An 11,619-nucleotide genomic window follows, 5' to 3' on the forward strand; every position below is an offset into this window, starting at 1 on the left:
GAGCCGTCGAGCGCCAGTGCCAGGCGGGCGACAGCGGACCGTGATCAGTGCCTGATCACGGGTGGAGCGGGGGTGCGCCGGGTCAGGACCCGGCGTCTTCGAGGTGGCGGCGCAGGTGCCGCTCGACGGCGGCCTTCTGCTCGTCGGGCATGTCGGACTGCGGGAGCAGCGACAGCGCATGCCGGACGGCCGGCAGTGATGCCGGCGATCCGAGACGGGGCTCGTGGTGCGGGAACCGGTACGACTCCGCCGAGGCCGGGTCTCCGGCCGGATCGACGTACGCGTGCACGTACCGCAGGAGGATCGGGTTGCCGTCTGCTCCTTCGATCGCCGCGCGCCGGTCGAGGGCGACGATGTCGGTGGCCGTCGCGTGCGCGGGGATCTGCTCGGCCAGCTGGACGACGACGCTGCCCTCCGCGATGGCGCGCGCCTCGGCGACGGTAAGACGGCCGCTGCTGGTCTTCTTCGGCTCGGGCCGCATCCGCCGGTGCATCGCCGCGACGGTGTCGCGGGCGCGGGTCAGGCGCTCCAGATCGATACCGTCGGATCGGATCTCGGCGAGCGCGGCCTCCGGGTCGAGCGTGGCCAACAGCTCCAGGGCCTCGCTCGCGCTGTTCAGCTGCGCGGATGTCGCCGGGTTGGCCCCCCAGTTGACCACGCTGACGTCGCCCTTGTGGAGGGAGACCTCCAGCAGCCGGCGCTCGGTGTAGTCCTCGGACCACTCGTCGTCCTTGACGCGGAACCCGAAGCTCATCTCGTCCATGTCGCCGCGCTTCATCTTCGGCACGAGGCTCTGCACGTCGGGGTCAGACGGATCGAGCCCGGCTTCGACGTGCAGACCGGTCGTGTCCGTGGCCAGTTTCAGCGTGCCGGACTTCGTACGGGCGAGCGGCATGCCGGCGTGGTTGATGAGCAGGTGGGTGTCGGCGCGGGCAGCGAGGGTCGTGTCGAACGCCTTCCGGTCGACGACCTCGGTCCAGCCGTACGGCGGGCCGCCGTACACCTCGTAGGGGCTGTCGAAGACGGACGCGTAGCCGGTGAGGAGGAGCTGACCGCCTCCCATCTCGCGCAGCTCGAAGCGCCCGGACGCGATGCCTCGCCGCTCCGGGGAGTCCCTGAGCTGCTTGCGGTCAACCATGGTTCCCCCTCGGGGCTTTGACGAGGCGCAGCCCGGCGTCGTGTGGCGGCCGGTCGCCGCGGATCTGCGGCACGTGGATGGCGGAGCCGGCCTGGATCGGCAGCGGCGTGTAGTCCTGGCCCTTGCCGTCAGGCAGCGGCGCCTCGTCCTCGCGGGCCCGCAGCTCGTCGAGGTTGTTCAGGCCGATCAGGCGGGACTTCTCGTACACCGAGTGCCGGGTGAGGATGTCCACCCGGATCAGGGCGTCGGCGTTGAACTTGATGAACTGGCCGCGCGGGAGCAGCTCCGAGAGGTGGTTCTCCAGCTTCACCAGGTACGGCAGCAGGGCGTCCTGGATGAATTCGATCTGCCGCTGCTCGGGCGAGCTGTAGCTGTAGCTCCCGCCCGTCTCGCCGCCGATCTTCTCCGGCGGGATGCCGTACACCGCAGCGATCTGCGTGGCCGTGAGCCGCTGCGTCTCGCAGAACTGCGCCTCCTGGACAGAGACGGTGATCGGCGCGTACTCCCAGTCCTTGCCGTAGACGATCGGTTCGTGGGACCGGATCGCGGAGACGAGGCGGCGCTTGATGGTGTTCGCCGTGGACTGGTCGATGGTCTGGGTGGTGTTCCTGAAGTGGCCGGGCGGCTGGCCACCGGAACGGAAGTAGTCGTCCACGAACCGCTGTGCGGCGAGGCCGGTCGACACGGTTACCGCGTAGGCGGCGAGCGGCGACAGGCCCCAGGTCCGGCCGGGCATCGTGATCCAAGGGATGTGCACGATGTCGTACGTGGGGATCTCGATACCGCAGTACGTCCAGACCGGGTCGGTGAAGGAACCGCGCTGCCCCAGCGGCATACGGTCCTGGACGTAGACGAGCGCCGGGTTCAGCCACTCGATCCGCGTCGGGTACTCCAGCCAGTCCCGCTCCATCACGAGCCCGACCGCGTTGCCGCGGTAGACCAGCGACGTCATCGCCCGGCCCAGCCAGTCGTCGATCGTGCCCTGCGCGGACGGCTTCCGGAACAAGGTGCTGAGCGGGAGCTTCGTGGTGGCGTCGCCGACCCGCCGGTACTGCTGGATCGGCAGCGACGACACACCGGACGACAGCGCCCGGCCGGCGGCGAACACCGGGGTGAGTGCGAGCGCTCCCCGTTCAGAGAGGGCGGCTGGGGACGCGATGTCGCTAGTCGGCCAGGACACGTTGTCCGGGCCGAGGCTGCGCTGCTCGCCCCCGCCCCGCGCCGGCGAACTGGTGCCGCGCGTCCAGCCCCAGCGGCGGAAGGAGAGGGGGTTGCGCACGATGGCCCCCTTCCGGGATCTGTCGAGGGCCGTCGGGCGGCTGCGGTCAGAAGATCGAGGCGAGCGGGTCGTATTCGCGGGCCGTGAGCAGGTGGGAGCGGGAGACGTAGCTCCAGCGGGCGACGCTCATGGCGACGAGCGGGGTGATGTCCACGTCGCTCTTGACCGGGGTCCAGGCGATGGTGTCTCCGGAGGCCTTGGTCTTGGCGCCGGCCACGGCGACGTCGAGGTGCCGGTTCGGGATGACCCGGAACGTCTGCTCGCGGACCCCGTCGAGGACCTGTCCGGCCGCGGCCGCCATTTCCAGAGCGCCGGTCACCGCCAGGTCGCCGGGGTCCGGCTCCTCTGGGTCGTCGGGGAGCTGGAAGTCGGCCTTGTCGAGCGCGGTCTTCAAGAACGCGTGGGTGCCGCGGCCCATGGCGATGGCGATCGGCTCCAGCGTCTCGCGCAGCTCGATCAGCCGAGGCAGCAGCCACCTCGTGCCGGGCCGATAGTCGGCGACCTGGACGTGGCCGAGGCCGTCCGCACGGTTGCCGTAGACGACGATCGCGGCCGAGTCGCGCAGCGGGCTGATGTCGACGCCGAGCGCGAGGCCGGTCTCCCGGTCACGGACGCTGCCCTCGTCGAGCATCCGCGCCCACTTCGCCGGGTCGATGACCGTCGAGCCCTCGGCGCGCTTGGGCCAGATTCCGAGGATCTCGCGAGCGAAACCGGCGTCACCCATACCGCGCCGGTCACGTGCCGTGGCCTCTTCGGTGACTCGGTATCCCCATGCAGGGTTGGTGGCCGCCCACAGCTCCGGATCATCGAGGTCGACGTCCGCGAGGTGCTCCAAGTCGCCGCCGAGACCCCAGTCCCGGTAGCCGAGCGAGGCGTCCCCTCCAGCTTCGGCTCGCTCGCGCAAGTGGTACATCACGTCGCCGGTGTCGCCGGAGAGCGGCGGCGTCGAGGTGTAGATGATCTGCGGGTTCTGGACGGCCCGCATGGTCGGCATGAGGGCTTCGTTCTGCTCCCACGAGTAGGCGAACGCCTCGTCGATGATGTTCGTGGTGCCGGTGAAACCGCGGCCGCTGCCCTTGCTGCGGGCGATGAACTTCAACTCGGCGTTCGTGTCGAGGCGCTCGAAGCCTTCCTCGCCATTCGTGTTCGAGATCTTGATGCGGATGCCGTCGACCTCGAGCAGGTTCTCATTGGCGCCGACCTGCTTGCCGAGCCGCTTGAGCAGCTGCTTCATACGCCGGAACGCGCGGATCGCGGTCTTGTATTCGTGGGCCGACCACATGATCAATTGCTCGCCAAGTAGCAAGAACCCGGCGAGCGCCCTGATCTCCAAGATGGCGCCCTTGCCGTTCTGGCGCGGCACCCACTCGGCGAACTCGAAACACGCCCACCTCCCGTCCGGGCGGACGGACATCATCAGGTCGAGGCTGTCCGCCTGCCACGGGTCCGCGGCCAGGCCGGCCCGGCGCGCCAGCTCGCAGGCCTCGGGCCCGAGCGTGTACGCGGCCGGCGGGGCGAGTTCAACCCTGGGCCTTGCGCGCGATGCGGGCGGTGAGGTCGGAGACACCCGCACCTCCCGCCGGATCGACGCTGGTCGGCGAAGAGCCGTACTGGCCCTGCCGGATCTCCGCCAGAAGCGCCTTGAGTGCTGCCGACTGCTGCCGGGATTCCCCCAACAAGGCCGGAATTTCCGCTAGTTGCGCCGGATCGTCCTTGACATTGCCCGTGACGGCGCGCAGTATGGAGTCGAGCCATTCGAGCCGGTCGGCGATCCGACAAGCCTCCTCCAGCAGCACCAGATGCGCCGGAGTCAGAGACCAGATCGCCAGGGAGTCCCGCCACATCCGGCGGCCCCGCTCAGCGAGACCAGCAGGCTCCTCCACCATGATCACCACTCCCTCCAGGGGCCGCTTTGGGCTGCCCCAAAAATCGCGGGGGGAGAGGGAGGGTCAGGTGGGGGCGGGGTCAGCCAGGCTCTGATAAAAAATCCCGATCTTCCCCCGGAGTCGGGGATTTCCGCAGGTCAGAGGCTTGTCGCGTCGACGGTGAAGCTGGGGCGCGGCCGCTGCGCGGCGCGCAGCTGGTTGTTCCTCGCGGTGTTGCAGCGCCGATGGGCGAGGCGGCAGTTCGTCCGGTCCAGGGGGTCTCCCCCGAGCCAGAGTGGGTGGACGTGGTCGACGGTGCGCGCCCAGGGGTGGGTGGTGCCGGGTAGGGACTGGTCGACCCATCGGTGGCAGATCCAGCAGTGGGTCTCCTCCGCGAAGACCCGTGTCTGCACCCTCCGCCAGGGCCGGCCGCTTCGTGCCTGTCGAGTGCGGCGCTCGATCTCCTGCTCGGTGAGCTGTGCCATGCGGTGGTCAGCGGGCAGTGAGGCGGTCGGGGTGCAGTGGGTCCGGGTAGAGGGCGAGCACACCGTCGGGCAGGCGTACCCAGATGTAGGACTTCCCGAAGAGGACGGTCAGTCGGACGAGCCTGATCTGTTCCATGCGTCCCTCCCTGGATACGACGAAGCCCGGCGCGTAGGCCGGGCTGGAGTGGTGGGAGGGCGGAGAGTCCACGTCTCGGCGGGAGACCTGCGGGACAGCGATGCCAACGTCTCACAGAATGAGCGCCCGCCGATCTTCTGTCAAGCCTTGGCAGGTCAGGCCTCTTGACAGGCGGCACGCTGCGGGAGTTGGCGCAGGGCATCGTTGATGTCGGCGAGGTCCCACAGAGCGAGGGCCTGGCCCCGGCTGGGGTTCGGCCGGGACCCGGCCGGGGCGATGCCGCGACGGCGCGCCCAGCCGCGGAACTGCTTAGGGTCCATGCCCAGGGAGTACGCGGCTTGGGTGGTGGTGACGAGGGCGCGGCCGTCCCGGCCGACTCGTGAGGTGCTCACGCCCGCCAGTGTCACACCTCGTCGAACACGGATACCTCGTCTGCCTCCGGCGCTCCGCCTGCCGGGCCGGGCCAGGTCCGCTCCCCGAACGGTTCCTGTGGGTTCCAGTTCTTCTGGAAGTTGCGTTCCTGGAGTTCGCGGATCTCGTCGGCACGCGAGGCGCGCAGACCAGACTCGATGACGAAGTGCCGCGCCCAGTCGTAGTCATCCGCGGTCAGCTCCCGCACCGAATGCAGGTTCACAAAGCGCTGGCTGCCGTCGCCGTAGCCGTACAGCGGCGGGGTCATGATCCGGAAGCGGGCCACGCTGGGGTAGTCGATGCCGAGCGAGATCACGCGCAGTGCGTCCTGAGCCGCGGTGGCGAAGTTGCTGAGCTTCTTGAGCCGACCGTTGGTCTGGCTACTCGCGCCGTCCACGCGGGGCTGGTCGCCCTGGTAGACCTTCGAGCCGAACTTGAAGGGCGACGGTCCCATGGTGGGCCGGTCGCCCGCAGAGTAGTGGTCCAGCAGGGCGTCGAAGGCGAGCACCAGGCCAGCCATCGCCATGGGATAGTCGGCGATGTCGGCGTGCGTCTGAGCCTCACGCAGCAGTCGGACCGTCTCGGGCTGGGTCAGCAGGTCGACCATGTCGATGGAGTCGAAGTCGACCCCGAAGACCTTCGGCGTGACCGTTGTGAAGAAGTCCTCCACGGTCCGGTGGGCCTGCTCGATCTGGTGCTCAGAGGGGAACGTGCCGTTGTGCTTGAGCGCCACGCGAGCGTCGTTGAGACGCTTCATGGAGTCCTTCTTCGGCAGCTCGAACTCCGGCTTGATCAGAGCCCAATACTGGATGAACTCGGGCGCCTTGTTCACGTCGATGCCCAGGTGCTGGACGACGGTTCCGAGGTAGTTCTCAACGGCGTCGTGGAAGGACGTGATGGCGCGCGAGCGCAGCGGCGCAGGCTGGCGGCTCTGCTCGATGCCCTCGCGGTAGAGGAAGCGGACATACGCGAGGCGCTGTACGACGTCCGGATTCAGGGTGGGTGCCACGTGAACTCCCGATAATTGTGCTGGTGTTGTGATTGTGGGGGTTCGCCCGAGACCGGCGCACCCAGATATCCGGCAGCCCGGTCGGTCCGTACGGCGCCGCGGCCTCTCGTACGCAGAGGCGGCGTCAGACACGGTTACCGGCGTTTCTGGCCAGGGCGCGCTGTGGTGAGTGCCAGGACACGCCGCCGTTCCGGAGTTGAACCGGTGCTGGCCAGCTGTGGACGACGGCCCTCGTCTGCCGACGGCGCTCCCGACTGTGTGCGCGGGCCCCGAGGGCCTTCTCCCGGAGGATCGGCGTGCGCGCCCTGCCGTGTTTTCAGCGTAACTGGTCAGCGCGGGCTCTGCGGCACGATGATCCGCGCGTAGGCGTCGGCCAGATCCTTCAGTGCCCCGGCCTGGTTGCTGGGATTGAGCTTCACCGATTCCTCGGCAGCCTGCGCGATGCGCTTCATCAGTGCCACCCGGGCGTCTTCGACCGCGTCTTCGAACTCGTTGGTGTTCGACATGGTTCTCCGTTGCTGGTAAGTGATGGACATCGTCCGGTCGGGGCCCTGGCTTCGCCGATACGAGCGGCAGAGCCAGGGCCCGGCTGCGCTACAGCGCGGCGCTGATGGCGTAGCCGATCAGGCCGACCGCCACTACGGGCAGACCGAGCGCGGCGCCCTGCTGCTTGGCGACCTTGCCCAGGTATGCCTGGGCGGCCAGAGCGGCGAGCATGGCAACGACCGTCTTCTGCTTCTTCGACATGTTCTTCACCTCCTTCCATTGAGAGTTGGGAGGAAGGATCGCACGCGGCACTGACAATGACCCTGCGATTGGGAGGCGTTGTCCGGCCGCAGGGCCCTGACCTGGCTGCTTGCTAAATCACGCTGGCCGGGTGCACCTTGCACGGCATGCGCTACTACGTGATGAGCGGCCCGCACCAGGGCGACACGGGCGAGATGACGGACGGGGTGGGTGAGATCCGGCTCCCCCATCCCACGACCGGCGGTGTCCACTGCCGGTACCAGGTGAACACCTCGGACGCACTGATCGAGCAGGCGGGGTTCGAGCCCGGCGTGCAGCTGCACTACGCCGGCGACGTCCCGCGTCTGGAGTAACCCGGCGTGCGCCGCGCGGACCCCCGGCTCAGGCTGGTCGCATGGCCGGTGCCCGCGTCATCGTCTACCCGCCGTCCGAGACGGGCGCCCGCAGGGTGACTGTCGACGGCGTCCTGCTGGGTACCGCCTTCAGCCTGCACGACATGGCCGTCCTCCTGGAGCGCGCCGGCCTGGAGGGGTGGGACGAACTCGACGTCGCCGCGCACGCCGGGCTGATCGAATGGCGTGGGGGCGGCCCGGACACGTGGGAGACCTGAGCGGGCGCAGCGTCGTCGGCCGTCGGTTCAGCCGGGCCAGACCGTGTAGACGGCGCGGACCGCCTTCGCCACGGCGGGGATGCCGGTCCACTTCTCCCGGTAGCTCGCACCTGCGGGCAGGGTGTCCGGCGCGTTGTCGGACGCACCAGTGCCACCTCCCACGATGCTGCCCTTCGCGTCGTACAGGACGACCTGTTGTGTCACTCCGCCCGAGACCGCTGCGCGCGTGCCGTTGGTGGCCTTCACCGCCAGGTCGTAGGCGTACGGCGCGCCGGTGTACTGGTCGCCGCTGCTGTCGCGGGTCAGCGTCTGGTCGCTGGTGGCCAGCGCGCCCAGCTCGCTGATGCCGGCCTGCCCGGCGGTCTTGTTCAGTGTGACCTGGACCTTGGCGGGGACGCCGGTGAGTGCTGCGGAGAGTCCACCGCCGAGGTCCCCGAAGTAGTCGAAGGTGGCGCCGGCCGGGACCCTTGGCAGGCTGGTCTCGGCGGAGCCGACGATGGTGCCCGACTTGTCGAGGGCTTGGGCGTCGATGACGACCGCGGCCGCCGACTTGCTGTCATTCCTGACACGGGCCACGTACCAGACTTCGGGATCGCTGCCGTTCTTCGCCGTGTGATTCCAGGCGAGCCGTACGGAAGCGGTGCTGGCCGGCGCAGCGGGCTTCCTCGGGATACGCGCGTCCACGGCCGGCCGACCCTCGCTGCTGCCGCATGCGGTGAGCCCGACGGCCGCCAGGACAGCGGCGATGGGCAGGCTGACGGCACGTTTCATGGTCCCCCCAGAGTGTGCGTGCTGGGCGGGATGCTCCCACCAGCTCTACGGGGGGTCAACTGGATCTAGAAGAGGGGCCGTTCTCCTCGGGGGCAGGTAGCGGCAGCGGCTACGACGCGGGCTCACTGCCCTCAGTCCCCGGTCGTGCGCCTCACGCGCCCAGAGGCGCTCTGGGCGCGGCGCAGAGCGGGCAGGCCGGCGTGGAGCAGCGCGGCTTCCGAGCACGGGGCTCCAGGTCGCACGGTGACGGGGTTGGTCACTCCTCGATCGGCCGGCCGCCGACGGCCTGCCCGTCGCGTACGAGCAGGACCAGCGGCCGGGGGACGTCGCTCTCCTCAAGGCCGCCCTCGGGCACGGACGCCCCGCCGGTGAAGGGGTCCCGGGTGCTCCCTTCGCTGGCGTAGTCCCACACCCACTTGGGGTGGTTCGAGCGGACGCGGAGGTTGCCGGCCGCGTCGAGTACAACGTCGCCGGGCTTCCAGGTCCCGTCGAGGCTGGTGATCTTGTGCACGGGTTCCATGGCCGTATCCTTCCTCACTGCACTGACAACGGGGCCGTCAGGTGCGGTCTGTTGTTTCGTCGCTCTTGCGGTAGGCGCGGCGCCCGACGAGTGCCTTGGTGATGGTGGCGCCGTACCAGCGGTGCGCGCGGCTGGATTCGTCGTCCGGGGCGGGCCAGCGGCCCTTCGAGCGGTCGGCACGGATGGTGGCGGCGGTGATGCCGGTGAGGTTCTCGATCTCGCGCGCGCTGTACAGGCGGCGGGGCTCCAGCTCGGCGGCCGGGCGGTCGACGTGCGCGGCGACGAACCGGTCCACGGCGGCCGGGTCGAACAGGAGGAATTTGCCGCGCTTCCGGGACAGCGGCTTGGGCCACTCCGGGTGCCGGGCCCACTGGTTGCGGACGGTCGTCTCGGCCCGGCCATGGCGGGCGGCGATCTCGGCGTACGTCTCGCCGGGCGGGGTGTCTACCATTGTCGTGTCCGTCCTTCGTGGATGGTTGGTGACCGGCAGGGGTATTGCGCCGGGCGCTGTGCGCCCGTGGGCTTCGGCCCGGCCCCTGCCGGTTGACTCTGCTTGCGCCAGGGCCCCCGGCTGGCTGCCGGGGGCCCTGGTGTGTCACTCGTCCGGGTCGTCGCCCAGGAGCGCGTCTTCCACGGCGTGGAGACCGTCGTGGGCGGTCACGATGTTGAGCCGGATCTCCAGGGCCACGATCCGCTCGGGCTTCTCCATGTACCTGGTGAAGAGGTGGGAGGCGGAGAGCCAGTGGAGGCCCGCTCCCCAGATCCCGGACTGGATGAGTTCGTGGACCGGTTCGTCGGTGACGACTTCCACGAGTCGGGTGACTGCCTCGTTCATCTCCTCCCCGTTGAGCGTGTCCCCGGTGAAGTCGGGGAGCTGGACGGGGACCGGGAGGAGCTGGCACACCCGGCGGAGCAGGAGGTAGACGGCGACGATCGTGTTACCCAGCATCTGGGTCTCCCGCTCGAACTCGTCAGACATGTTGTCCGTCCTCTCTTGAATTGTGGTGGTTGGTGAAGGAGTTCGGAGATTGCGGCCCCTCGTTCCTTCTGTCTCTATTATGGACCCTTCACGCACTGATTTGCAACACATCCAACCGAGAAACTGGCCCCAACCTCCGTACAGATCAGGGCCGTTGTGTTCAGCGTGGTCAGGCGCGCTGCCAGCCGGACAGCCGGCCCTCGTCGCCGACCTCGGCGGTGAGCCTCTGCCCGGCCAGGTCACTGACCGGGATGTCGGTGGCGGCCGCGATCTCGGCCGCCGGGTACCGCTCCGGCTCGCCGCGGTCTTCCGGCGGAACATCGGCGACGATTTCGGCCTGGTCGCCGAACAGCAGCAGGACTCGGACGGTGACACGCTCAGTCGTCATGGGGTCATCCTCTCGTGATGTCCGATAGGCGGCGCGATGACGCAGCGACTGGGCTGACCGCTCAGCCAGCCCGTGCCGGGCATTGCGCACATGATCTCGGCCGGGTGCCGGTCGACATAGTTGTAGACGCCGGTCAGCCCGTCCATGTGCTCGTTGCAGACCAGGGAGAAGTGGCCAGACGGGGCCAGGAGCCAGGCGACGTGCCAGGTGGCGGTGTCGGGGCAGGCCGGGTCCATTGGCCAGGTACGGGCGTGACAACGGAGTTCGCCGTCGTACGGACGCGGATCGCGGGGTGGGGTCCTCATTCGAACCTCACTGCCGGCCGTCGGCCGCAGGCTGCTCCTCGAAGGTGCACAGGTTGTGCCCGGCAGGCTTCTGGCACTGGAGACCGTATCCGTCGGCCTCGGAGCGCGGGCACTGTTCCGGCGGCCGGTTCGGGTTCATGAAGCACGTGTCGGGGTCGACGCCATCACAGTTGCTGCACGCGTGCTCGTCTTGCTGCGCTGCGGTGGTGGGCATGAGGAGCGGCCACGGCCCCGGTCCTCGTCCGGTCAGCCGCTGCTCGGGGTGGACCGCCGTGAAGTGGGCGCGCGCTCCGGAAGGGGTGTGGAGGGTGAGGGGGTAGGGGCAGAGGGGGCAGATCGCCGGGCCGCCCCTAAGGTCAAGAGCGGCCTCGCGCTCCTCGTCCTGCTGCGCCTCGCCAGCTAGACGACGCAGCAGCGTGGCGTCGGCGTGCATGACGCTGCCGCCGTCCGGCCAGAGCTGATCGGCGGAGCGGGTGAGGTGGTCGGCCACTCGCAGCAGGAGTGCCGGGTCCACGGCCAGCGGCTCGGCAGTCTGCTGGGCGGGCGCGGGCAGCACGGCGGCGCTGTAGGTGGCGGGCGGCTCGGTCACGATCTGCACCGGGGTCCCGGCGGCCGTCATCCGGTCGATGTCTGCCTCAGTGAGATCCGTGTCGTCGGGCTCGGGCACGTCTTCCGGGGTGTGCGCGGAACAGTGATGCTTGCAGCCATAGCAGGGGCAGCGGCACGGGTTCGGGCTGGTTTCGTAGCCGGGGCAGGAAGCGATCGCGTCGTCCCGGTCGGTGGCGGGCGCCGGGCCGGCAGGAGAGACGGGCGCCACCTCGCTGATGATCTCGGCGACGGTGCGACACACCCGCTCGTGCTGTTCCATGAACGTCGGCGTGCGCGGGCCGGGAATAGCGACCGCGTCCCACAGGGCGTCGGCGTGCTGCACGGACAGGCCGTGCGTCGGGCTGCCGCTGAGGCTCTCGTTGGTCAT

The 11,619-nt window shown here is 69.4% G+C and carries 19 protein-coding genes; 2 read left to right on the forward strand and 17 right to left on the reverse strand.

The annotated features are described in order from the left end of the window. Positions 1–82: 82 nt before the first annotated feature. The 10 genes from ACIBA9_RS08375 to ACIBA9_RS08420 all read right to left on the reverse strand — a co-directional run bounded on the left by ACIBA9_RS08375 (position 83) and on the right by ACIBA9_RS08420 (position 7,070). Complete coding sequence (locus tag ACIBA9_RS08375) at positions 83–1,138, reverse strand: HK97 family phage prohead protease (protein WP_399360859.1); 1,056 nt, start codon at positions 1,136–1,138, stop codon at positions 83–85. After that, a complete protein-coding gene (locus ACIBA9_RS08380; protein ID WP_399360861.1) occupies positions 1,131–2,417 on the reverse strand; it encodes a phage portal protein in 1,287 nt (428 codons plus the stop codon). The genes ACIBA9_RS08375 and ACIBA9_RS08380 overlap by 8 nt, the downstream gene beginning before the upstream one ends. Before the next feature lie 46 nt (positions 2,418–2,463). Beyond that, positions 2,464–3,984, reverse strand: a complete 1,521-nt coding sequence (locus ACIBA9_RS08385; protein ID WP_399360863.1) for a hypothetical protein — start codon at positions 3,982–3,984, stop codon at positions 2,464–2,466. Next, entirely contained in the window at positions 3,938–4,309 is a 372-nt protein-coding gene (locus ACIBA9_RS08390) for a hypothetical protein (protein WP_399360864.1), read from the reverse strand. Before ACIBA9_RS08390 ends, ACIBA9_RS08385 begins: the two co-directional genes overlap by 47 nt. 131 nt (positions 4,310–4,440) lie before the next feature. Next, positions 4,441–4,767 (reverse strand): HNH endonuclease, encoded by a 327-nt coding sequence (locus ACIBA9_RS08395; RefSeq protein WP_399360866.1) that lies wholly within the window; start codon positions 4,765–4,767, stop codon positions 4,441–4,443. A 7-nt stretch (positions 4,768–4,774) separates the two neighbouring features. Next, complete coding sequence (locus ACIBA9_RS08400; RefSeq protein WP_399360868.1) at positions 4,775–4,903, reverse strand: hypothetical protein; 129 nt, start codon at positions 4,901–4,903, stop codon at positions 4,775–4,777. Between the two features lie 155 nt (positions 4,904–5,058). Beyond that, positions 5,059–5,295 carry a hypothetical protein gene (locus tag ACIBA9_RS08405; RefSeq protein WP_399360870.1) on the reverse strand — a complete coding sequence of 79 codons (237 nt, stop codon included), beginning with the start codon at positions 5,293–5,295 and terminating at the stop codon, positions 5,059–5,061. Between the two features lie 11 nt (positions 5,296–5,306). Continuing rightward, positions 5,307–6,323 carry a hypothetical protein gene (locus ACIBA9_RS08410; RefSeq protein WP_399360872.1) on the reverse strand — a complete coding sequence of 339 codons (1,017 nt, stop codon included), beginning with the start codon at positions 6,321–6,323 and terminating at the stop codon, positions 5,307–5,309. 329 nt (positions 6,324–6,652) lie between these two features. Continuing rightward, complete coding sequence (locus tag ACIBA9_RS08415; protein ID WP_399360874.1) at positions 6,653–6,829, reverse strand: hypothetical protein; 177 nt, start codon at positions 6,827–6,829, stop codon at positions 6,653–6,655. 88 nt (positions 6,830–6,917) lie between these two features. Further along, a complete protein-coding gene (locus tag ACIBA9_RS08420) occupies positions 6,918–7,070 on the reverse strand; it encodes a hypothetical protein (RefSeq protein WP_399360875.1) in 153 nt (50 codons plus the stop codon). 146 nt (positions 7,071–7,216) lie between these two features. On the opposite strand from ACIBA9_RS08420, the gene ACIBA9_RS08425 reads away from it, so the two are divergent. Both ACIBA9_RS08425 and ACIBA9_RS08430 read left to right on the forward strand, forming a co-directional pair. Continuing rightward, entirely contained in the window at positions 7,217–7,423 is a 207-nt protein-coding gene (locus ACIBA9_RS08425) for a hypothetical protein (protein WP_399360877.1), read from the forward strand. Between the two features lie 41 nt (positions 7,424–7,464). Beyond that, the gene (locus ACIBA9_RS08430) at positions 7,465–7,680 is read left to right on the forward strand and encodes a hypothetical protein (protein ID WP_399360879.1); all 216 of its coding nucleotides are present in this window, start codon (positions 7,465–7,467) and stop codon (positions 7,678–7,680) included. A 27-nt stretch (positions 7,681–7,707) separates the two neighbouring features. Here ACIBA9_RS08430 and ACIBA9_RS08435 read toward each other — a convergent pair whose 3' ends face one another. From ACIBA9_RS08435 to ACIBA9_RS08465, 7 genes are all read right to left on the reverse strand, one after another. Then, on the reverse strand, positions 7,708–8,451 hold the full coding sequence (locus ACIBA9_RS08435; RefSeq protein ID WP_399360881.1) for a hypothetical protein: 744 nt from the start codon (positions 8,449–8,451) through the stop codon (positions 7,708–7,710). Positions 8,452–8,707: 256 nt separating this feature from the next. Beyond that, positions 8,708–8,971, reverse strand: coding sequence for a hypothetical protein (locus ACIBA9_RS08440; protein WP_399360883.1), 264 nt, complete (start codon positions 8,969–8,971; stop codon positions 8,708–8,710). A 37-nt stretch (positions 8,972–9,008) separates the two neighbouring features. Continuing rightward, positions 9,009–9,422: a helix-turn-helix transcriptional regulator gene (locus ACIBA9_RS08445; protein ID WP_399360885.1), complete on the reverse strand. Its 414-nt coding sequence runs from the start codon at positions 9,420–9,422 to the stop codon at positions 9,009–9,011. Between the two features lie 144 nt (positions 9,423–9,566). Then, complete coding sequence (locus ACIBA9_RS08450; RefSeq protein ID WP_399360887.1) at positions 9,567–9,950, reverse strand: hypothetical protein; 384 nt, start codon at positions 9,948–9,950, stop codon at positions 9,567–9,569. Between the two features lie 169 nt (positions 9,951–10,119). Next, a complete protein-coding gene (locus tag ACIBA9_RS08455) occupies positions 10,120–10,338 on the reverse strand; it encodes a hypothetical protein (RefSeq protein ID WP_399360889.1) in 219 nt (72 codons plus the stop codon). Then, positions 10,335–10,643: a hypothetical protein gene (locus ACIBA9_RS08460; RefSeq protein ID WP_399360890.1), complete on the reverse strand. Its 309-nt coding sequence runs from the start codon at positions 10,641–10,643 to the stop codon at positions 10,335–10,337. The genes ACIBA9_RS08455 and ACIBA9_RS08460 overlap by 4 nt, the downstream gene beginning before the upstream one ends. Before the next feature lie 7 nt (positions 10,644–10,650). Then, on the reverse strand, positions 10,651–11,619 hold the full coding sequence (locus ACIBA9_RS08465) for a hypothetical protein (RefSeq protein ID WP_399360892.1): 969 nt from the start codon (positions 11,617–11,619) through the stop codon (positions 10,651–10,653).

The sequence above is a fragment of the Streptomyces sp. NPDC051452 genome (assembly GCF_044454765.1).
GTDB lineage: Bacteria > Actinomycetota > Actinomycetes > Streptomycetales > Streptomycetaceae > Streptomyces.

Excerpts from the sequence above, each read along its gene's own strand:
- ACIBA9_RS08375 (WP_399360859.1), bottom strand. The coding sequence starts at position 1,138 with ATGGTTGACCGCAAGCAGCTCAGGGACTCCCCGGAGCGGCGAGGCATC.
- ACIBA9_RS08395 (WP_399360866.1), bottom strand. The coding sequence starts at position 4,767 with ATGGCACAGCTCACCGAGCAGGAGATCGAGCGCCGCACTCGACAGGCA.
- ACIBA9_RS08400 (WP_399360868.1), bottom strand. The coding sequence starts at position 4,903 with ATGGAACAGATCAGGCTCGTCCGACTGACCGTCCTCTTCGGGAAGTCC.
- ACIBA9_RS08415 (WP_399360874.1), bottom strand. The coding sequence starts at position 6,829 with ATGTCGAACACCAACGAGTTCGAAGACGCGGTCGAAGACGCCCGGGTG.
- ACIBA9_RS08420 (WP_399360875.1), bottom strand. The coding sequence starts at position 7,070 with ATGTCGAAGAAGCAGAAGACGGTCGTTGCCATGCTCGCCGCTCTGGCC.
- ACIBA9_RS08425 (WP_399360877.1), top strand. The coding sequence starts at position 7,217 with ATGCGCTACTACGTGATGAGCGGCCCGCACCAGGGCGACACGGGCGAG.
- ACIBA9_RS08430 (WP_399360879.1), top strand. The coding sequence starts at position 7,465 with ATGGCCGGTGCCCGCGTCATCGTCTACCCGCCGTCCGAGACGGGCGCC.
- ACIBA9_RS08435 (WP_399360881.1), bottom strand. The coding sequence starts at position 8,451 with ATGAAACGTGCCGTCAGCCTGCCCATCGCCGCTGTCCTGGCGGCCGTC.
- ACIBA9_RS08440 (WP_399360883.1), bottom strand. The coding sequence starts at position 8,971 with ATGGAACCCGTGCACAAGATCACCAGCCTCGACGGGACCTGGAAGCCC.
- ACIBA9_RS08445 (WP_399360885.1), bottom strand. The coding sequence starts at position 9,422 with ATGGTAGACACCCCGCCCGGCGAGACGTACGCCGAGATCGCCGCCCGC.
- ACIBA9_RS08450 (WP_399360887.1), bottom strand. The coding sequence starts at position 9,950 with ATGTCTGACGAGTTCGAGCGGGAGACCCAGATGCTGGGTAACACGATC.
- ACIBA9_RS08455 (WP_399360889.1), bottom strand. The coding sequence starts at position 10,338 with ATGACGACTGAGCGTGTCACCGTCCGAGTCCTGCTGCTGTTCGGCGAC.
- ACIBA9_RS08460 (WP_399360890.1), bottom strand. The coding sequence starts at position 10,643 with ATGAGGACCCCACCCCGCGATCCGCGTCCGTACGACGGCGAACTCCGT.
- ACIBA9_RS08465 (WP_399360892.1), bottom strand. The coding sequence starts at position 11,619 with ATGACCAACGAGAGCCTCAGCGGCAGCCCGACGCACGGCCTGTCCGTG.